General features: G+C 59.0%; 18 protein-coding genes and 2 pseudogenes. 7 read left to right on the top strand and 13 right to left on the bottom strand.

Annotated features, from left to right (window positions below; genetic code table 11):
- Positions 1-51: 51 nt before the first annotated feature.
- Positions 52-831, bottom strand: coding sequence for an alpha/beta fold hydrolase (locus tag AC1D2G_RS15490; RefSeq protein ID WP_477415013.1), 780 nt, complete (start codon positions 829-831; stop codon positions 52-54).
- Positions 828-1,949, bottom strand: a complete 1,122-nt coding sequence (locus AC1D2G_RS15485) for a fumarylacetoacetate hydrolase family protein (RefSeq protein WP_477415012.1) — start codon at positions 1,947-1,949, stop codon at positions 828-830. The genes AC1D2G_RS15490 and AC1D2G_RS15485 overlap by 4 nt, the downstream gene beginning before the upstream one ends.
- Here AC1D2G_RS15485 and AC1D2G_RS15480 point away from each other — a divergent pair.
- A complete protein-coding gene (locus AC1D2G_RS15480) occupies positions 1,909-2,580 on the top strand; it encodes a FadR/GntR family transcriptional regulator (RefSeq protein ID WP_477224610.1) in 672 nt (223 codons plus the stop codon). The two genes, AC1D2G_RS15485 and AC1D2G_RS15480, sit on opposite strands and share 41 nt — an antisense overlap.
- 511 nt (positions 2,581-3,091) lie before the next feature.
- Here the strand turns inward: AC1D2G_RS15480 and AC1D2G_RS15475 are convergent.
- Positions 3,092-4,240, bottom strand: a complete 1,149-nt coding sequence (locus AC1D2G_RS15475; RefSeq protein ID WP_477308032.1) for a porin — start codon at positions 4,238-4,240, stop codon at positions 3,092-3,094.
- A gap of 209 nt (positions 4,241-4,449) precedes the next feature.
- Positions 4,450-4,554 (bottom strand): annotated as a pseudogene (locus tag AC1D2G_RS15470) (IS5/IS1182 family transposase); the annotation flags it as partial.
- Here AC1D2G_RS15470 and AC1D2G_RS15465 point away from each other — a divergent pair.
- A pseudogene (locus AC1D2G_RS15465) lies at positions 4,547-4,678 on the top strand (ATP-binding protein); the annotation flags it as partial. The pseudogenes AC1D2G_RS15470 and AC1D2G_RS15465 sit on opposite strands and share 8 nt — an antisense overlap.
- Before the next feature lie 1,010 nt (positions 4,679-5,688).
- On the opposite strand, the gene AC1D2G_RS15460 reads toward AC1D2G_RS15465, so the two are convergent.
- The 5 genes from AC1D2G_RS15460 to tauA form a co-directional block, all read right to left on the bottom strand.
- The gene (locus tag AC1D2G_RS15460; RefSeq protein WP_477415154.1) at positions 5,689-6,711 is read right to left on the bottom strand and encodes an aminopeptidase; all 1,023 of its coding nucleotides are present in this window, start codon (positions 6,709-6,711) and stop codon (positions 5,689-5,691) included.
- A 349-nt stretch (positions 6,712-7,060) separates the two neighbouring features.
- Complete coding sequence (gene ssuD, locus AC1D2G_RS15455; protein WP_477308030.1) at positions 7,061-8,212, bottom strand: FMNH2-dependent alkanesulfonate monooxygenase; 1,152 nt, start codon at positions 8,210-8,212, stop codon at positions 7,061-7,063.
- A gap of 44 nt (positions 8,213-8,256) precedes the next feature.
- On the bottom strand, positions 8,257-9,105 hold the full coding sequence (locus tag AC1D2G_RS15450) for an ABC transporter permease subunit (protein WP_477415010.1): 849 nt from the start codon (positions 9,103-9,105) through the stop codon (positions 8,257-8,259).
- Complete coding sequence (locus AC1D2G_RS15445; protein ID WP_477308026.1) at positions 9,102-9,896, bottom strand: taurine ABC transporter ATP-binding protein; 795 nt, start codon at positions 9,894-9,896, stop codon at positions 9,102-9,104. The genes AC1D2G_RS15450 and AC1D2G_RS15445 overlap by 4 nt, the downstream gene beginning before the upstream one ends.
- A 67-nt stretch (positions 9,897-9,963) precedes the next feature.
- Complete coding sequence (tauA, locus tag AC1D2G_RS15440; RefSeq protein ID WP_477415008.1) at positions 9,964-10,971, bottom strand: taurine ABC transporter substrate-binding protein; 1,008 nt, start codon at positions 10,969-10,971, stop codon at positions 9,964-9,966.
- Positions 10,972-11,315: 344 nt separating this feature from the next.
- Here tauA and AC1D2G_RS15435 point away from each other — a divergent pair, with 344 nt between their 5' ends.
- The gene (locus AC1D2G_RS15435) at positions 11,316-13,361 is read left to right on the top strand and encodes a sensor histidine kinase (RefSeq protein WP_477415006.1); all 2,046 of its coding nucleotides are present in this window, start codon (positions 11,316-11,318) and stop codon (positions 13,359-13,361) included.
- 158 nt (positions 13,362-13,519) lie between these two features.
- On the opposite strand, the gene AC1D2G_RS15430 is transcribed toward AC1D2G_RS15435, so the two are convergent.
- Positions 13,520-14,536 (bottom strand): YihY/virulence factor BrkB family protein, encoded by a 1,017-nt coding sequence (locus tag AC1D2G_RS15430; protein WP_477415152.1) that lies wholly within the window; start codon positions 14,534-14,536, stop codon positions 13,520-13,522.
- Positions 14,537-15,010: 474 nt separating this feature from the next.
- Positions 15,011-15,214 carry a CsbD family protein gene (locus tag AC1D2G_RS15425; RefSeq protein WP_095091057.1) on the bottom strand — a complete coding sequence of 68 codons (204 nt, stop codon included), beginning with the start codon at positions 15,212-15,214 and terminating at the stop codon, positions 15,011-15,013.
- A gap of 184 nt (positions 15,215-15,398) precedes the next feature.
- Between AC1D2G_RS15425 and AC1D2G_RS15420 the strand changes: the two genes are divergently transcribed.
- Positions 15,399-15,569, top strand: coding sequence for a hypothetical protein (locus tag AC1D2G_RS15420; protein ID WP_477282740.1), 171 nt, complete (start codon positions 15,399-15,401; stop codon positions 15,567-15,569).
- A gap of 107 nt (positions 15,570-15,676) precedes the next feature.
- Here AC1D2G_RS15420 and AC1D2G_RS15415 read toward each other — a convergent pair whose 3' ends face one another.
- Entirely contained in the window at positions 15,677-15,940 is a 264-nt protein-coding gene (locus tag AC1D2G_RS15415; protein WP_095091059.1) for a YMGG-like glycine zipper-containing protein, read from the bottom strand.
- A gap of 411 nt (positions 15,941-16,351) precedes the next feature.
- Here AC1D2G_RS15415 and AC1D2G_RS15410 point away from each other — a divergent pair, with 411 nt between their 5' ends.
- On the top strand, positions 16,352-16,573 hold the full coding sequence (locus AC1D2G_RS15410; RefSeq protein WP_095091060.1) for a hypothetical protein: 222 nt from the start codon (positions 16,352-16,354) through the stop codon (positions 16,571-16,573).
- Positions 16,574-16,667: 94 nt separating this feature from the next.
- Entirely contained in the window at positions 16,668-18,068 is a 1,401-nt protein-coding gene (locus tag AC1D2G_RS15405) for a phospholipase D-like domain-containing protein (protein WP_477415004.1), read from the top strand.
- Between the two features lie 202 nt (positions 18,069-18,270).
- On the opposite strand, the gene AC1D2G_RS15400 is transcribed toward AC1D2G_RS15405, so the two are convergent.
- Positions 18,271-18,753, bottom strand: a complete 483-nt coding sequence (locus tag AC1D2G_RS15400) for a pyridoxamine 5'-phosphate oxidase family protein (protein ID WP_477226541.1) — start codon at positions 18,751-18,753, stop codon at positions 18,271-18,273.
- Between the two features lie 331 nt (positions 18,754-19,084).
- On the opposite strand from AC1D2G_RS15400, the gene AC1D2G_RS15395 reads away from it, so the two are divergent.
- The gene (locus tag AC1D2G_RS15395; protein ID WP_477226542.1) at positions 19,085-19,660 is read left to right on the top strand and encodes a UbiX family flavin prenyltransferase; all 576 of its coding nucleotides are present in this window, start codon (positions 19,085-19,087) and stop codon (positions 19,658-19,660) included.
- The last annotated feature ends 6 nt before the right edge of the window (positions 19,661-19,666 follow it).

The following is a 19,666-nucleotide window of genomic DNA, read 5'->3' as shown; positions in this document are numbered from 1 at the left end:
ATAACCTCCCAAAAACTTTCGAACGCGCAGTTTTACGCGCTGTTCAGGTCCTCACCTATCAACGCGTCGCAAAAAATCGGCGAGCTTCTGGCTGCTTTCGCGGGGGCACTCAACGGTAGCCCAGTGTCCGCACCGATCGAGTGATGAGATTACGGCTCCCTTGATCCCATCGGCAAGCGACTGCCCGACGCTCAGGGGATTGACCGTGTCGGCGTCGCCTGTGACCAACAATGTCGGGGCCGCAATCCGCCTGAGGTCGACGGCGACCGCCTTCGCCAGCGCCTCGCAAGTGCGTGCATAGGATTCGGGATCCTGCCGCGTTATCGACTCGCGCACGAAGGCAATCGCCGCAGGCGACGCTTCTCGCGTATGCGCCGAGAGCGCGTTGGCGACGATCTGATCGGCAATGTCAGCAATGCCGCCCGACCTGGCCAGCTGCGCACGCTTAGCAAGGCCTAGCCGTGTCGCTTCCGCAGGCTCCGCCAAAGCCCCGAACAAGGACAGCGAAGCGACCAGCAAGGGCTGCTTGGCAGCTATCTGCTGACAGACGATGGTGCCCATCGAATGGCCAACGAAATGTGCCCGCGTTACTCCCATGCCGTCCATGGCGCGGGTAACAGCCTCACTCATGATTTCCATTGTCAGCGGCTCAAACGGCCTTGGCGAGCGTCCAGAACCCGGAAGATCGAGCCGGACTATACGATAGGCCGAGAGTGCCGCCATTTGCGGCTGGAACATGTTCGACGTTCCGCCAAGGCCATGGATCATCACCACCGGCATGCCTTCTCCGGTGACTTCGGCTACGATCGGTCCGATCGTCACTGTTGTCATTGCGCACGCTCCGCAAACCGGTTCTCTAGGGAACCGATGCCATCGATCTCGACGCGGACAACGTCGCCGGCTTTCAAGTATCTAGGCGGATCAAACCCGATGCCGACGCCTGCTGGGGTTCCCGTTGCGATGATGTCGCCAGGGTTGAGTGTGATGCCTTGCGACAGCGTCGAGATGATCGTCGGAATATCGAATATGAGCAGCGAAATCTTCGAGTTCTGGCGCAGGTCGTCATTGACGAAACAGCGGACAGAAGCATTATCGAGGTCGAGTTCGTCCTTGGTTATGGCCCAAGGCCCCATGGGGCAAAACGTGTCCTGGGACTTGCCTATCAGCCACTGGCTGTATTTGCCCTGCAGATCGCGCGCGGTGACGTCGTTGACGATTGTGTAACCCCACACGTGATCGTAAGCGTCTTCCTTTGATATTCCGCGACCGCCTTTGCCGATGATGACGGCAAGCTCAGCCTCATAGTCGATGGCCGTCGACACGGAGGAGTCGATCAGTACATTGGTGTTGGTCGGTATCACCGACTCCGGAACCTTGGTGAAGATGATCGGGTACTTCGGGATGGTTCCCGCGGCAGCGCTTGAATCGAACCCGCTGCGGGAAAATTCGTGGGCATGCTCGTGGTAGTTCTTGCCCACACAGAAGATGTTGCGAGCCGGCAGCGGGATTGGCGCTTCTATCTCGACCTGTGCGAGCGGTATCGGCGAAAGAGTTCGAGGTATCCCCGCGCCATTGCGACGGATCAGGGCCAAAAGACCTGTCTTTGCCTGCTCGACGGGTAAGTCGAAAGGCGAAACAGTCTGCTTGTCGAGATCGACGTTGCCGACGCGACGCTCTCCGGCAATCGCGAATGTCGCAATTTTCATGCCTCTCTCCCTGAACCTTTTATGAGCCAATATGCGGCCTTTGAAGACAAAATTGCCACGATTGGTTGGGCTTGGCAATGGGTTGAGCGCAAGAATCTTTGCGTTTCTGACTGAAAAGGTCGTTTTTCGGCCTCTGGCGACTAGACCGAACGCCCATTGACTGATACTAATGGTCCACAATTGGATCAGATAGAAGCTTGATATGCCGAAGCTCGTAGCGAACGATATTGCCTTGATGCTCAAGAAGCGGATTTCATCCGGCGAATGGCTTGAGGACGGGCGGATGCCTCCTGAGCGTGACCTGGCGGTCGAGTTTGGGGTGGCGCGCAACACCGTGCGGCGAGCCGTTGGTTTCCTGGAGGGCGATGGGACGGTTGTTCGCCACGTCGGCCGCGGGACATTTCTAACCGCGACAAATCCCCTGTCGATTGCCTCGATGGTTGCGCGAATGGAAGGCACCAGCCCGGCCGATATGATGGAGATCAGGCAATTGCTGGAACCGGCCGCCGCTGCTTTTGCAGCGACGAATGCGAGTGCGGCCGAGCTAAATGCAGTGCGCGAAGCACATAAGACCGCCTGCGAGTCGCAAGACATGCCCACATTCGAGCATTGGGACGCGGAATTCCATCATCGCGTCTTCGCATGCTGCCGCAATGATTTTTTGAAGGAGATTCATAACCTCATGCGTGCGATCCGAAACCAGTCGCCTTGGTTCGAGATGAAGAAGCGGTCATTCTCCGAAGAGCGCCGTCAGGTGTATTGCGATGAGCATCAGGCCCTCCTGGATGCGTTGCTGCGTCGCGATCCCGACGGCTCCAAGACGGCGATGTTGATCCACCTTAGAACCGTCGAGAAGAACCTCCTGGGACGTTGAAGTCGGCCAAAGTCAGCGTGCTTGGCCATTCATCGCTTGTCTCTTCGACCCTTCAGTCTGTGGAGCGCGTCCACACGGCAGCTTTTGAACTGAACCGTGACTCAGCGGCCAGTCCGGTTACGGCCCCATTTCGGTCATTCATCACCAGGCAGTTCCTGACGACCTGCGGCTACATCGACGATATCTCGAAGCCTGTAATTAGTCGCGTTCATCGTCCTTAGGTTCGCCAGACCATACGAGAGAATACGAAGGAAACGGCTTGGCGAACCATCCGCTAACGTATTGATTTTGTGTAGAAAACGCTGACCCTCCGGGCCCACCATAACTATTGATTTTTGAGGCGGCAAATCACGGCTGCTTCATGCCACAATCATTCTCTGACGCAGCTGCGGAATAGAGAAGCAGAGAGAATGCTAAGCTTGGACGTCAAATCGCGCCGAGCAGACTCTGTTGTGGACAAGAAAACCCGGCGGCAACCCGCCGGGTTTCGGTTTCGCCGAAGCGAGACCTGTTAGAAGTCGCGCTGGAAGCGGAGCATACCACCGACGCTGTTCTCCTTGTCGGCAGGCGTAAACGCGGGGTTGACAAAGTCAACATCGCCAAACCGGCCTGCATGGAGATAGTCGACTTCGGCCGTGACCGTGAAGCCGGGAACAACGTTATAAGCGACGTTCGCTGCAACGCCGAGGTTCTTCCAGTCGTCAGCAGACACCTGAAGGTTGAACGAGGTCTTCTCGTTGAACTTGTAGGTGCCACCGCCCCACACTGCCCAGTTGCCGCCCCACTGCTTGTAGAAACCGCGACCGTTGGCCGGGAAAGCCAAGGTCGTGTCGCTGAGGTTGTCGTCGGTGCCGTAGCCGGCCATGACCCACAGTTGCAGAGCGTCAGACACGTTCACGTCCAAGCGGGCCTTGAAGGCGACTTCTTCGTAGTTGCTGTCATAAGCGACGACACCGGTGATGGCGCCCCAGCCCTGCGTCCACTTCACACCGCCGACGACATGCGGAACGTAGCTGTCGATCGTGTAGGCGCCATAGCCTTCTTCGAGCGAGACGACGGCTGAGAAGCCGTTGCCAGCGTCGAAGTAGTACTGGATGACGTTGGTATCGAAAACGCCGTAGGGAACCAGCGTATCCTGGAGGACGTTGCCGGCGTAGCCGATGAACGTATCGAAGGCCGATTCGTCCTTGCCGACGCGCAGACCACCGAGCTGGATCCAGGCGAAGTTCAGCTCGAGGTCCTTATTGTGAGCCTCGTTGCCGAACTCGTCACCGAAGCCGTTGGAATTACCGAATTTGAAGCGGGTCTCGGTGTAGGTCTTCAAGGTACCGAGTTCGGTTTCCTGGCCGGTCCAGGTCTTCAGCGTGAAGCGGGTGTTCTTGAAGTACGTGCTGTTGTCATCTCCATCCTGATGATCCGCAGATTTCGCACCGTCGAACGAGCCGGTGTCACCGATGCCGATGTCGTAGCGGACATAGCCGCCGATGCGCAGGCAGGTTTCGGTGCCGGGGATGTAGAAGTAGCCAACGCCGTAGACGTCGCAGATCTTGACGTATTCAGCGGGTTCCGGCTCGGCGACGACGACGGCGTCGGCGGCGCGCGCACCGGAAACAGCGATTAGAGCCGCAGCGGAGCTGAGAAGAAGGCTCTTGATGTTCATTTTCAACCTCCGGCTTCAAAGTGGGTGCCGTGGATCTACCGGCCTCCGAAAAGATGAGTCACACCCTTTCCAAGTGCGAGATTTACGCTCGCGCTTAGTCACCACAATCGAAATCGGCCGCAACGAAATCAGTCGAGACGACATTGCCCAAACGATGTGACAAAAAAGGCACTATTTCGTTTCAACCCTAGGTCGCAGTAACGATTTAACTATCTGAGCCAGATAGCGATAGCGGCGCGTTTAACGAAGAAGCCCATGAAGTTGGCCAGCAGCTTGTCGTAGCGGGTTGCGACACGGCGGAACTGCTTGAGCTTCGGAGAATGGCCCGCCGTCTTCGGCGACGCCAAGATGACGACAGCGCTCCTCGACCGTCTCACCCATCATTGCGAGATCATCGAGACCGGCAACGAGTCCTGGCGCTTCAAGAACCGCGCCTGATCACCCAATCAGCTGCCAAGCGCAATCCGCGCTCGCCGGGGCTGCGCAACCCTGACCAGGTCCGCCCGGGCGAACGTTGACCGCTCCGCACTACATAAAGGGGATCAAAATTGGACGCCGATCGGGGGGCAGTTTTGGAAGCCGTTTGACAAACGGGATCTGGCGGAAATGTGTGACCGAACCAACAGGCGGCGAAAAGTTCGCATTTGAAGGTGGAATTGCGCCGACAGCATTCCTCAAAAATCAGTGTTGCAAGTCATATGCTTGACCCGTCGATCGTAGTTGCTCAAGTGTTTTTCCTGCGCAACTTCCCGACCCGTCTGCGCCCACCGGATCGGCCTTGCCTCTTACAGTTATGGTGCCGGCCAGCCTGTCCGGCGAAATATAGACGGCAACCCCGTCTTGGCTAATTGTGGACAAATAGAAAGCACGATGCAGACCGCTAACCTCGCAATGCACCAAGAAGGGAAAGTCATCAAATGATCCCTCGCTGGAATGCGCGATGGCCGCAAACTGCGATAACGCAATGGCAGCAAAAGCTGCTCTTACGCGAGGATTCCGCCAAGACGCGACATATGCCATTGATTGGAACCCCGCTTGCTCGCCGTTATCCTTGATCGCCCGGTCGTGACGGTGGTGGTGCGGACAACAACGCCATTCCCGCATCCGCCCTATGAGCGGCTCTTCGAAAACCAAGTTCCGCACATAACAAGTTTCGCGCATATAGTGTCATTTGGCAAGTTCAGGCCCAGCGAGTGCAATCGGAAAATAGCGCTTCATGGTATGTGTCGTCCCAAAAATCCCCGCCTCAGTTGGGGCGCCTTCGGCTGCCTAGTGTCTCGCCCTTACTCTAAAAGTTTGGACCCTTGTTCCAGGGGCGCCGTGCCTGGGGTGTCGCCCAGAACGCTTCACCGTATCTGCCTTATCTAGTCGTGCGGCGAACAATGCCTGGATCGGCTCTGCATCGCGGATTGTGCGGGCATCGTGGATGTCCTTGATGGGCGATCAAGTCAATCACACGTGGCCGCAGCCTCAAGCGCTTCGGCACGGGAAGGTTTGTGCAAATCCGCGATCCGCCGAACAGAAGCGTAGAACCTTGGATAGTCGCCGGAACACAGATCGAACAAGCGAAGAAACGCCGGAACCTGTTCGCCATAGACAGTGGTCGCGGCGAGCTTTGCGTTGTTGATCGGGGCATCGAACCACGCGTCGTACCCCCGGTATCCGCCCCAGCGCCTGTCGCGCATTTGCCTGTAGCGCGTCCGGAGCTTGTCGATCGTGGCTGCCTTGGCAGCCGCCATCTGCTCCGGGGTACGGGGACTTGCATAGACCTGCCCCAACTCGTCCCGCGTTTTCGACAGCAGTCCAAGAAAATCGGCACGGCGCTTGCGATCGGCTTCGTAGCGGCGCAATCCGGCGCGATCGCCAGCAGCGCGCAGCCATTTCCTTACGCCGGTGGTTTCGACGGCAACCGCGAAAGCCTCATTGAATGCGGAATCGTCATTCACATAGATGCGCTGATGCGCCAGCTCATGAAAGACAAGGCTTGCGAGATACGTGTCATCCTGACGAAGCATGGTGCTTAGCAGCGGGTCACTGGACCAGCCCAGTGTGGAATAGGCGGTGATGCCTGTGACATAGACGTCCAGCCCCTGTCGATGAAGCTCGACAGCGGTGTCAGTCGCGGATTTCCGAGCAAAGTAACCCCGGTACGGAACGCAGCCGAAAACCGGAAAGCACCAGGTTCGTGGCGTCAGGGAGAATTGTGGCGCCGCAAAAACGGCCCAGGTCACAGCGTCCCGACCGATGTCAACATAGCTGCGGTAGCTGCTGTTGTCGGGCAGTGCCAGTTCATCTGTGGCAAACCGTCGTATGGCGCTCGCCGACGTCAGCTTGGCGCGCAATGCCTCGGGCGTCGAAGGATCATGGATCAGTTTTCCAACATTTTCGCGCGCCGCCATGATCTGCACATGACCTTCCAACGACTGCGCGTAGTAGGAAATGCTTGTGCAGCCGGACACCCCGGACGCCATGATCATCGCGGCAAGCAATCGAAAAACGCGCTTCACCAGCTTGCCCACCGCTTGCTCTTCTCCCCATGGAGCAAATATCCCCATTGCCCCGGTCTCAAACAGGCGCACCAATTTTCGTCAAGGTCTGGAAGGGGTCGCGGGGTCGAAATTTCGACTTTGGCAGGTTTGGCAAATGCGGGCCATTCGCCTGCGAGTTGACGGATGTCCCACCGCGGGACGGAGTCCGCAAGATGCGGACTGTCCACTGGGATGCTACATTCCCCCAAGCTGCCGGTCTGCTGCCGGTCCTACCTCAGTCCTTCGATGTTACCAGTAGTGTGGCTTTTCTGAGCGCGGAGCAGACAGGACGTTACGATGCGGATGCCGCGACCTTGGAAGGCACACCGCGTCCGAACTCGACGTCCCAGCTACGCTCCAAAGGTGCGGCTTCGCCACTCAACCCGAGTTTGGGGAAAAGCAGTTCGGCGACGTTGAACGCCTCTTCCAGGTGCGGGTAGCCGGACGCGATGATCGTTTCGATGCCGATGTCCTGATACTCGCGTATGCGCGCTGCAACATTGTCGGGATTGCCGACCAGCGCCGTTCCCGCGCCGCCACGCACCAGCCCAGGTCCAGCCCACAGATTCGGGCCGACAACCAGCCGGTCGCGCCGGCCCTGATGAAGTGCCGACATGCGCTTCTGCCCAACGGATTCCGAGATGTGGATAAATCCGTTCTGGGCTTCGGCGATCAGGTCGTCGGTGACGTGGCTGATCAGCCGGTCAGCGGCAGCCCAGGCCTCATCCTCCGTTTCGCGTACGATCAGATGAATGCGAAGGCCGAAACGGATCGTGCGGCCTTGTGCAGCCGTTGCTTTCCTCACGCGATCGATCTTCTCGGCAAGCTGGTCCACCGGTTCGCCCCAGCTCAGATAGGCGTCCACATGCTTGGCGGCGATCGCAATGCCGGCGTCGGAAGAGCCTCCGAACCAGAGTGGCGGATGGGGTTGCTGAACCGGCGGGAAGGAAATGTCGGTGCCGTGGGCAGAAAGGTACTTGCCCTCGAAATCCGCTGGCTCACCCGAAAGTATCCGCCGCCAAATGGTCAGGAACTCGTCGGTTTGCGCATAGCGCTCGTCATGGCTGAGCTTGTTGCCGTCGCCGGCGAGGTCGGCTGGATCCGCACCGGTGACGACATTGAGCAGGATGCGGCCGCCGGAGATGCGGTCCAGGGTGGCGGCATGACGGGCAAACAGGGCCGGCGTTCCGCTGCCCGGCCGAAGCGCGACGAGGAACTTCAGCCGCTCGGTAAGCGGGATCAGCCCGGCCGCCACGATCCAGGCGTCCTCACACCGCGTCCCGGTGGGCAGCAGCACGCCCTTGAAGCCAAGCCGGTCGGCGGCCTGGGCGATCTCCTTGAGATAGCCGAAGGTTGCCGGCCGGTGCCGCTCGTCGGTGCCGAGATACGGTCCATCGCCATGCGTCGGCAGGTACCAGTAGAGGTCGAGCGGCTTGCTGGGCATCGGATTGTTCCTTCAGCGACGGGGAATGTGTGGGCAGGCAAGCGTCAGAGCTTGCCCTTCCAGGGGATGAGACGGTGCTCCAGCCAGCGCATGCCGCTGGTGAAGGCAAAGGCAAGGATGGCGATGACGATGAGGCCGACGAAGACGACGTCGGTGGCGAGGAAATTGGCGGCCGACATGATCATGTAGCCAAGGCCTGACTGGGCCGCGATAAGCTCGGCCGCGACCAACGTCGACAATCCGGCACCGATGGCAATCTTCAAGCCGGTCATGATTTCCGGCAATGCGGACGGCAGGATGATGCTGGTGAACAGTTGCAGCCGGCTGGCGCCGAGCGACAGCGCGGCGTTGATGCGTTCAGCCGGCACTGACCGGACACCAGCCTGTGCGGCAAAGCAGATTGGGGCAAAGGTTGACAGCGACAGGAGCACGATCTTGGAAGTCTCGCCGATGCCCAGCCAGATGATCAGCAGCGGCAGGTAGGCCAGCGGCGGCAACCCCCAGTAGAGATCGATCGGCACGCTGAAGATGCCCTTGACCCAGCGATTGAGGCCCATCAGCAGGCCGAGCGGAATGCCAAGGAAAATGCCGACGCCGAGCGCCGCGGCGATGCGGCCCAGGCTTGCCAGTGTGTGGTCGAGAAGCGTGCCGTTGGCATAGCCGTCGGCCCAGACGGCGCTGAATTGGGTCAGCACCTCGGCCGGCGACGGCAGGAACAGCGGCGACGCCCAGCCAAAGCGCGCGGCGATGAACCACAACGCGATCAGTGCAGCCAGTGTGACCAGGCTTATGCCGAGCGTGCCTGTCGACGCGAATCGGCGTGGCTGGAGGGACGGCCTGCGCTGGGTCGTCGAAGGTGGGAACGAAGTCGGGGAATTGGCGGCAAGCGTCATTGCAAGGTTCCTGTGCGGGCGCCTTCCGGCTGGTGGATCAGCGAGCGGATTTCCTGACGCAGTTCAATGAAACGCGGGTGGGACTGGATCGGCCCGATGTCGCCGCTCCTGGCAAACTCGCGGACGAAATCGGCCTCGAACCGGGCAACGATACGGCCAGGCCGAGGCGACATCACAACGATGGTCGTGCCGAGCGTGAGGGCTTCCTCGATGGAATGGGTGATGAACAGGATCTGCTTGCCAGTCTTGGCCCAGACCGAGGCCAGAAGCTGCTGCATTGTCTCGCGCGTCAGGCTGTCGAGGGCGCCGAACGGCTCATCCATCAGCAGGATCTTCGGATCGGTGGCCAGGGCTCGCGCGATGCCGACGCGCTGGCGCATGCCGCCGGACAGTTCATAGGGCGGCTTTTCGGCGAAATCGGCGAGCCCGACCAGTTCCAGCAGACGCCTCGATCGCTCATGGCGTTCACTGCGCCGCACGCCCCGGTATTTCAGGCCGAGAGCAACGTTGTCCAGCACATTGGCCCAGGGCAACAAGGTATCCTTCTGGAAAACGACACCACGATCGCCGCCGGGTGCGACGATCTCCTTTCCATCCAGTGTGATCGTGCCCTCGGTGAGCGGCAGGAAGCCGGCGATCGCGTTGAGCAATGTCGACTTGCCGCATCCGGAAGCACCAACGGCGACGACAATGGAATCAGGTGCAATGTCGAGCGAGACGTGATCGAGCGCGTGAACGTCCTGGCCGTCGGAAGCTGGAAAGGTGACGCTGGCGTCGCGAATTCGAAGCATGGTGGCCTCCAGGCAGTTTGGCTGGCGAGATTGCCGCCAGCCAGAGCCGAATGTCGTTCAATGATTTTTAGTTGGAAGCCTTGGCGGCCTGCGCATATTGCGGATCGGCGGCTGAGGCGTAGCTGTCCTTGATGGCGGTGATCTTCTTCTGGTCCTTCAGGAAGCCCGCAGTGTCCTTGAGGATTTTCGCGACAGCACTCTTGTCGCCACCGCCCAGCCATTTGTCGGAAGCCTGTTCATCGAGTAGCGGAACCACCGTCGTCTTCAACTGCTCCGAATTCTCGGCCGCCGTGCCACCCTGCAATTTGGCGATCGCCTTGGCGCTCTCGGAGTCCGGTCCCCAGGAAGCTGGGTTGGTCAGGTATGACGTTGTGTAGCCGTCGATCAGCCGGACATACTGGCCGAGGAAGTCGGGATTGGCCTTGGCAAAATCGCCGGTCACGACAAGTGCGCTGAAGGTCGGAGCCCCACGATCAGCGACCTGGCCGGCTGTGAGCAGGACCTTGCCGTTCTTCTTGAGTTCGGAGAGTGCCGGATCCCAGACGAAGGCGCCATCGATGTCACCGCGCTTCCAGGCCGCGACGATTTCGGGCTGAGGAATGGCGATGACCTGGGTTTCCTTCTCCGTGATACCTTCCTGCTTGAGTACGGCGAGAAGCTGGTAATGGTCAGTCGAGACGGGTGCTGCGGCGAGCTTCTTGCCCCGCAAGTCGGCCGGCGACTTGATCTCGGGCCGCACCACCAGGGCTTCGCCGTCACGAGAGACCGAGGAGATGTAGAACGCCTTCACGTCGATGCCCCTGCTGACGGCGGCGGCGAACGGGCTCGATCCGACATCGCCGATCTGAACGTCGCCGGATGCGATGGCGGCAAAGATGTCGGCGCCTGAATTGAAGCGGCGGAATTCGATGTCCCAGCCGGTCTTCTTGGCAAGATCGCCATTGGCAATGCCGAGATTGTACGGATTGGCACCCGTCTGGTAGGCGATGACGACTTTCTTGTCGGCGGCAAGCGCTGCGGCGGAGCTGGCCGCCAGGGCAAGCCCAACAAGGGCAGCGGAAATCAGTTTTCGCATGGTATCTTAATCCTTTGGAACAGAGGGCACAGCTTCGATTGCCAGCCCTGAGCGAGGGGCTGAGGATTAAAGTCCACTAATGTTATAGACTTAGACAGGAATGAAATTCCGAAAGGCCGATCCTCCATAAAAAATTCGGCTTCGACGCGAACCGGCCCCAAAGGATAATTCTCACGCAACCCGAGGAGCCGGTCCGACGCACTATTTGTCGGGATCAGCTCGCTGTCGGCGGGTCGAATTTCTCTCGACTGCCGCGGCCGCCCTAGCTTGAACTATTGCTTGCTGTTCACCGGCTTGCGATTATGGTTGGCCAGGTTTTCTGAGGCGGCAGGGGAAACAGCATTTTGCCTCGTCGATCAGCTCGATCGCACCTGCTTGGTCTGATCGCGGCCGCGGTGATACCGGTCTGGCTCTTCGCGGCCTATCTGCTGGTCCAATATGCTGTGCATGAGCGGTCCCGCTTCGAACAGGACGCTCGCCAAACCGCCCGGCAGGTTTCGCTCGTTGTCGAGGGCGAACTAGCCAATCTTCAAACGACTCTCAACGGTCTGTCGAAATCGCCTGCTCTGGCCAATGGCGATCTGGAAACCTTTCGCGGCGAGGCGCTCAGCCTGGTCGAAGGGACGGACCGGATCATCGTCCTGCGCGATTTAGGTCGCAATCAGTTGTTGAATACAGGGATCGGGCACGGTGAAGTTCTGCCGCCGGTCGAACCGATGCCGGCAGGGGATCTGGAGAAACTCAGAGCGTCCGGCATTTTCGTCAGCGACGTCTTTGCCAGCAAGGATTCCAAAAACTACCGCATAGCCGTTGCCATACGGGTGCCGGCGCCGACGGGCGAAGATCTGGTCCTTTCGATTTCCATCCCGACCGCGCGCATCCGGGATGTGTTGATGCCTGCTGTTCTCGAGGGGTGGACGGTTGGTGTTGGAGATCGCCACGGAAGTTACGTGGCACGTTCCAGGTCGCATCAGGAGATGAGCGGCAAGCCTGGATTGCCGGAATATCTGGAAAAAATCGTTGGCCGCTCCGGCAGCTTCACATCCCGCAACTTCGAGGGCACCACGCTGCTGGCGGGCTACTACCGATCCTCCTTTTCCGATTGGTTCTATACCGCCAACGTACCGCTTTCCGAGGTGCAGGCGCCGCTATGGCGCTCGCTCGCGGCAATTTGCGGGATCGGCCTGCTGGCGCTTCTTGTGTCGATCGCTCTCGGCTACGTCGTGGGAAAGCGCTTCACTGGAGCGACCACCGACCTAGCTGCCCGCGCTGAGGCGCTTGGTCAGGGCCGCGCAGTTGAGCCCATGTCCACCACGGTTGCGGAGTTCGGCGCCATTGCGCAGGCGCTGGTAGACGCCGAGCGCGCCATCGCCGAGCGCCGGTATGAATTGGAGACAGTACTGGAGACGGTGCCGGCAGCGGTCTGGTTCACCTATGACCCCCAAGCCCTCCAGGTCATTCGCAATCGCTTCGCGGCGGAACTCATGGGTTTGCCGACCGACGCCCGCAAATCGTTTGGCGCGCCCGACCTCGTGATCAACACCGTTGCGGTCAAGGACGGGCATACGGTGAGCCGAGAGGACCGGCCTCTGAGCCGGGCCATGCGTGGAGAGCTGACAGACAACGAAGAATTCGCCTATACGCTTCCGTCTGGCGTGGAGCGCTTTCTGCTCTCGAGCGCGCGTCCGATCCGCAACCCGGGCGGCAGCATAATTGGTGCCGTGCAGATCAGCCTTGATATAACCGACCGCAGACGCGGCGAAGAGCATCGCAAATTGCTGGTCAACGAACTCAACCACCGCGTCAAGAACACGCTTTCGGTGGTCCAGGCAATCGCCAGCCAGACGATCCGCAACGCAACCACTTTGCCCGAGGCAGGACGGGTCCTGTCCGACCGGCTCATCTCGCTGGCGAAGGCGCACGATATCCTGACGCAGAAGAACTGGAGCGGCGCCGATCTCCATGATCTGGTCACAGCCTCGATCAAGCCACACGCTCCGATCGAACGATTTCAAATCAGCGGAGGCAAGGTTTGGCTTCCGCCCAACGTCGCCCTTTCATGTGCTCTAGCACTTCATGAACTTACGACAAATGCGATCAAATATGGGGCGCTGTCGAATGCAAACGGCAGGGTTTCGCTATGCTGGAAGCTTGTTGGTCAAAAACAGCAACGCCAACTTGAACTCGAATGGCGAGAGACTGGTGGCCCGACCGTCGGCCCTGTCGAGCGCAAGGGGTTTGGAACCCAGCTCCTGGAGCGCATATTCGACTCCGATTCCGCGGGACGCGTGGTGCTGACTTTCGAAAGGTCGGGACTGGTCTGCCTTTTCCAGGTGAACCTGTCTGAGCCGAATGAGGCTGAAGCCCATTTTCCAGGCAGCGAAACTTAGACCTCGCTGTTCAGTCCAAACTATTTTCGGGTGCGCCAATGGCGCATGGCGGACCCTTGGAAGTCATTCGCTTGAGGTGATTGCCGGCGTGTCGCTTCTGGCACCGTGTGATTTCAGGCTGCGTCGCAAGAACGGCGACAGATGGGATCGTCAGACCATCAATCCGCAGTCTTGCCCAATGTGTCGGCGACAACCGCACCGCGCTTGCCCATGGGCAGGGCAGGGCCCGTGGTCGAGTCGACGGCCGTCTGATGTTCCATCTCCGCGTTGATGGCGGCGCCGGCAATAAGGATGATGACTGAAATCCAAGTCCACATCATCAAGCCGACCACCGCGCCAAGCGATCCGTACGTGGCGTTGTAGTTGGCGAAATGCTGCAGATAGAACGAGAAGAGCCACGATGCCCCGATCCAGACAGTGGTCGCGATCAAGGCTCCCCAACTCAGCCATCGCCACTTGGCATACTCCCGACTCGGCCCGAAGCGATAGAGCAGGGAAATGCCGGTCAGCGTGGTGCAAACCAGGATCGGCCATCGGGACGCCGCAACAAGCGCTTCGGTCCAGGCATCAAGGTAGAAATAGCGCAACAATGCCGGAACGACGCCCACGGTTAGCAACAGCACGATGCCAATCAGCAAGGCTCCGACCGTAAACAGGATCGACATCAGGTTGAGGGTGATGAAGCTGCGTTTCTCGCGCTCTTCATAAGCTATGTTCATGGCGTCGAAGAGCGCCTTCATGCCGCTGTTGGCGCTCCATAGCGCGATGCCAAGGCCGATGAAGAAGCCGGTTCCGAGAGCACCCGGTTTCTGCTTGGCCAGGGCCTGCAATTGGTCGCGAATAAGATCGAGCCCGCCCGATGGCAGCAAACCGCCCAGATAGGCGACATGATCCGCGACCGTGACAGGATCCGCGACGAAACCATAGATCGAAATGAAGGCCGCCAGCGCCGGAAACAGGGCGAGCAATAGATAGAAGGTCGCGCCTGCCGCGACCAGCAGGACCCGGTCCTTGTTGAATTCTTCCCACAGCCGCCAGAAGATATCCTTCCAGCCCAGCGCCGGGATCTGTGATGGCCAGGCAGCATCGCGTCCACGGCCTCTAGGCTCCGATCGCAGGGTGGCTTTGCTGCCTTCTGTGGTTGATGCAGCACGACTGGCCGCTTCCCCATCGATGAGTGAGGGCTTCGTTCCGGTCGGCTGCTGTTTCCCTTCCGCCTTCGAAGCCACTGTGCGCGCCTTAATCAATCCCGCGTTCAACAGATGTCGTTGGGCGCCGCCAGTGCGGCATAGTACCTCTCGCCTGATCTGCCTTTGCTTTGCCGTCCAGCACCGCCTGCACCGCTATCCCTTGGCTTTGAAATTCTTTGCCCTTTCGGCGGCCTTCTTTTTGTCGCCGTTGTGCACGCGCAAAAGATCCTTCGCCTGGGATTTGATCTGGTCCTTTGCCATGGTGCTATCTCCGGTGTGTGAAGGACAACAACAGACTTGCAGGTCGGTTCCCCTTTGCTTTCAGATCGGCGCAGCTACGTCCCTTTCTGCGCGCTCTATTAGGCGACAAGCTATCCCCTAAGGACGGCCCGTCGCTGCCGTGAATGGAGCGACGGGCGTTATGATCAGTCGCGCTTGCGCGGGTCGGAGAATTCGAACCTACCACCCCTGCCGGCCATACCAGTCATCGATATCGCGACGGGCTCGATCCTTCTCGATGCCGTAACGCTCCTGGATCTTGCCTTCGAGCTGATCGCGTTTACCGGCGATTCGATCAAGATCATCGTCAGTGAGTTTGCCCCATTGTTCCTTGATCTTACCCTTGACCTGCTTCCAGTTTCCTTCGACGCGGTTCCAGTCCATGACACAGGGTCTCCTTCGTTTCACACAAGGCCAAACGTCGTCCGAAGAGGGAGGTTCCACGATGTCCTCGCCGTTCGGACTTTCTCAAAACGCTGTGTAGATGGCCGGAGCCTGTTGGGCTGGGCGGGCGGCAGGAACCATCCACCTCGCGGGCCGTTGGGTCACAGGAAGGGACATCCGACAGATGGTTGACGAGCAAGGAAGGCCACCGGCTGCGACGGACGGCATGGCTCGTCGTCTGGCTAGCGAGACCGGCATCACCGAAGCACAGGCCCGTGAGCTGATCGACTTCCTCGGGCTCAATTGGGCATCGCTTTTGCGGGAAGCGCGGATGCTGAAAAACAGGAAGCCTTAGACCGCAGCTTTCTGACTGGGATCATGTGGTGCCTGTCGGCAGCCAAGACAAACGGCCGAGCTTTGAGCCGTGTGATCCCGCTGACGGGATCACACGGCTCGATAGTATCAATATCCGTCGGGACACCGTGCGATGTAGACACGCCCATTGCGATCTCTGTAGCGGCACTGACCGGCTTCACTGGCATGCCCGATCACCGCGCCCGCGATGGCTCCAGCGGCACCGCCAACGATCGCGCCTTTCACGGGATCACCGGCTACGGCGGCACCAATTGCCGCTCCGCCCAGACCACCGACTGCAGCGCCCTGCTCGGTGCGCGAGCATGCTGCGAGCGGAATGATAAGGCTCAATATGAGCAATGTCTTTTTCATGAGTTGTCCTCCAGCGGCCCGACATTGAGCCCGGTGATAAATGCGCGATTTGTTTTTTCGATCCATCGATTTGCTAAATTAGCTTTTGATTGCGCGAGCCATCTTCAGCGAGGGCAGAAACGGAAGACCACGTACTGGCTCAAGCACGGGCTGCTCGGCGCATCTGTCCGGCGAGGAAAACCTTCGCATCTGGAAAAGGCGGCATGGGCATTGGAACATTAGACAGTTCCAAGTGTTCACTCGGTGCGAGGGTTGCCACCAAATCCTCAAAGACCGGGCAAGAGAGCTTGGTCTGCCAAATCATTTTGAGGAGATCGAACCGTGCACAGCATTATCTATCTCGTCGGGCTCGTCGTCGTCGTCCTTGCCGTTCTGAGCTTTTTTGGCCTCAGGAGGTAGCGCAAAGCCGACATGACCCAGACTGTTGAACCGCCAATATTGCCAGAGGGTAGCCCGGATCGGGAGATCAATTGTGAAGTCGCACTGGAGACCGCATTTGCTGCTTTGGTAACTGCCTCACAGGCGCAGGGATGGACACCCCACGAAACGGCCGTGACCCTGTTGAAGATTGCCACACAACATGGCCAGCAGGTCCAGGCTCTCGTTGCGGCAATCAAGAGCGAGCCGAAATGAGTCAATGGGTTGGCAACGCGGTAGTGGATCAGTTTGAACTCTGAAGCGCTGGCTATTTCTAGCGGCTTCGACCGCCGTCAAAGGTCGCCAATTTATGGATGTCTGCATCGCCCGAACACGGGACGACAATATCAAAACCGGCAAGAGCGGCTTGCTGCTCATCTCAGACAACTATGATGCCTTCGCCGCGCGTGTGTTGGCGGCAAGAAGCGCGGTTCGCACTCTCGATCTCATGTACTACCTCTGGCATGACGACCACACCGGCCGCTTGCTTCTGCAGGAAGTTTTCCGGGCCGCTCAGCGGGGCGTGCGCGTGCGAATGCTGCTTGATGACGTCAACCCGCGCAAAAGTGATTCTGCATATCTGGCGTTGAGCAGCCATCCAAACATCGAGCTGAAGCTGTTCAATCCGAGCGGCGTCAGAGCACGCGGCATTGTACGCAGCATGGAAGTTCTCCTGCGGCTTTTTGCATTGACGCGCAGGATGCACAACAAGGCGTGGATAGCCGACGACGACATCGCCATTGTCGGGGGGCGCAATGTCGGCGATGCCTACTTTGATGCGGCAGAAACAAATTTCCGCGACCTCGACGTTCTCCTCCTCGGCCCCGCCGTCCAGCAAACCGCCGAGATTTTCAAGGCTTTCTGGACGTGCCAGGACGCAAAACCAATTGGCGCGCTCGGTCCAGCCGCTGCGACCACGCAGGCCGAATTGTTTGGAGGAAGCGATGCTGAAACCGAGTCAAAACTTTTGAACGGGATCGGCGACCATGGGACCGTCGCTGAGTTCATTGCGGCCGGCAACGATGTGCACTGGGTGGAACGTGTTCGAGTGATTTCCGACCCTCCAGAGAAAGTGCGCGGCTGGAGACGTCGCAGTTGGCTGTTGAAGGAATTGCTTCCGATCATTCAGTCAGCGCGCAATTGCCTGGAAATTGTGTCTCCCTATTTCATTCCTGGCAAAAAGGGTTCCGCAATCTTGTCGGACCTCGTCAGCAACGGCGTTGAAGTTGCGGTTCTGACCAATTCATTGGCAGCCACTGATGTCGCAGCGGTCCACGGCGCCTATGCAAATTATCGCAAGCGATTGCTCAGGAACGGCGTCAAGATTTTTGAGCTTCAGCCCTTCAGCCGGCGGCAGGCGATCTCGGTATTTGGGTCCAAGGGCGCCAGCCTGCACACGAAGGCTTTCAGCGTCGATGACAAGACCGGTTTCGTCGGCTCCTTCAATTTTGATCCGCGGTCGGTGTCGTTGAACTCGGAAATGGGAGTGCTTTTTGAGGATGAGGAATTGGTCGCTGAACTGCGGCGCAGGTTCCAGGCAGAGATATCACCGGAAGCGAGTTATCGGCTCGAACTGAAAAACAACGCGCTCCACTGGCATGGATGCGACGAAGGCAGGTCCCAAAATTATTCTCACGAACCTGAAGCGGGGATTTTCCGCCGCATCCTGGCGATCCTGGTCCGCCATCTCCCAATCGAGTCCCAACTTTAGGCAGCAAAGCGACCATCGAGTCTCACCCTGCTACCGGTCACTCGCCCACGGTGCTCGAGGCATGTGCAGCGTAGGGTGAGCCCAAGCGCGTAGATCCCTGCGTTAACGCGTCTTCGTGCCGAGGGCAGCAGCCGGGTTGCCTACACGGAGTACACAACGATCGAACTAGACCAGAGCCCACAGCGCGGTCGGCGCGTCAGAGTCAAAGCTCGACTTTGGCGACGTTGTCTTTGTATTCGTCTTTGGGATCGAACCCGAGCAACATCTTGATCCCTGCCATTACGCTCGATCCATCCAGCCAAATCTCTGCCTCCCGCGGATCGAACCGCAGCAACGCTAGCCTCGGATCATCTTTCCCGCCCTCAAACCATGCGGCCACAAAGCGATTCCAAAGCCGATCGATCGTTGCACGGTCGTTGTCGAGCCAAAGATTCCCCTGCACAGTGGCGAACAGATCGTGGCCTTTGGACGTGAAGGTCGCGGTCGCTTTGCTGCCATCCGTCAGACCCTGAACGAGTTCGGTGTCTTTCGCCGTAAAGAACCAGACTGGACCATTTCCGTCAGTCTCCATTTGTGCAGTCATCGGACGAGGAATGACCTTGGAGTTATCGAGTCCGATCATCATCGTCATATCGGACTTCAAGGATGCCCAGAACTTGGATTTGAGTTCGGCGGGGGCTGGCATAGGCGTTTCCTTTCGAATTGGCGAAAGGGGACAAACGACTGTTGGGCATGTCGGTTCCGACGGGGCCGGCGATTGGTCCGGTGGTTCGTGTGCTTTGAGCACCACGTCTACGCGGCCGTGAGTACACACGAAGGTGGTCCGCCGCGTTCCAGGGCAGCCTTTCTGCAGTTTTCGCTTGCGAGAAAATGCTATGGTAGCTTATCAATTGGCTATGCCTTGGCGATGCCTTCTGTCCTCTTAATGAGCGTCCATCGGCGCAATTGGGATGGCCGAAAATAGAAGGTCCTTGGCCGCCACGGGGTGCGTAAGTTCGAATGCGGGAGATTGCGAATTGAGCCAGTCAGCGCCGAGACGCTTGGTGATCGGAATAAGTGGCGCTTCGGGAGTCGTGTACGGTGTACGACTGCTTGAGCTTGGACGAGAACTCGAGTTGGAGACGCATCTGGTCATGACGAAGTCAGCCAAGATTGCAACCGCTCACGAATCTTCAACGAAGGTCAAGGACATAGAAGCACTGGCCAGCGTCGTTCACTCGGCTGACGACATAGCGGCTTCCATTTCGAGCGGGTCCTTCAAGACCCTTGGTATGATCGTTGCGCCCTGTTCCATACGAAGCCTTTCCGAAATTGCCCATGGCACGACATCGAGCCTCTTGACCCGAGCGGCTGATGTGGTCCTGAAAGAGCGTCGCAGACTGGTGCTCATGGTGCGCGAAACGCCACTCCACCTTGGGCACCTGCGCAGCATGACCCTGGCGACCGAAGCCGGCGCTATCATCATGCCGCCGGTCCCGGCCTTCTACTCAAAGCCGGAGACCATCGCCGACATCGTCGACCACACTGTTGGGCGAGCACTTGACCTGTTCGGTTTCGATGTCTCGGGACTTCGGCGCTGGTCCGGACATTGACGCGAC

The organism is Mesorhizobium sp. P2_C7 (assembly GCF_056404515.1).
The sequence above is the reverse complement of the archived record's forward strand: the minus strand, read 5'-3'. Positions and strand labels throughout refer to the sequence as shown.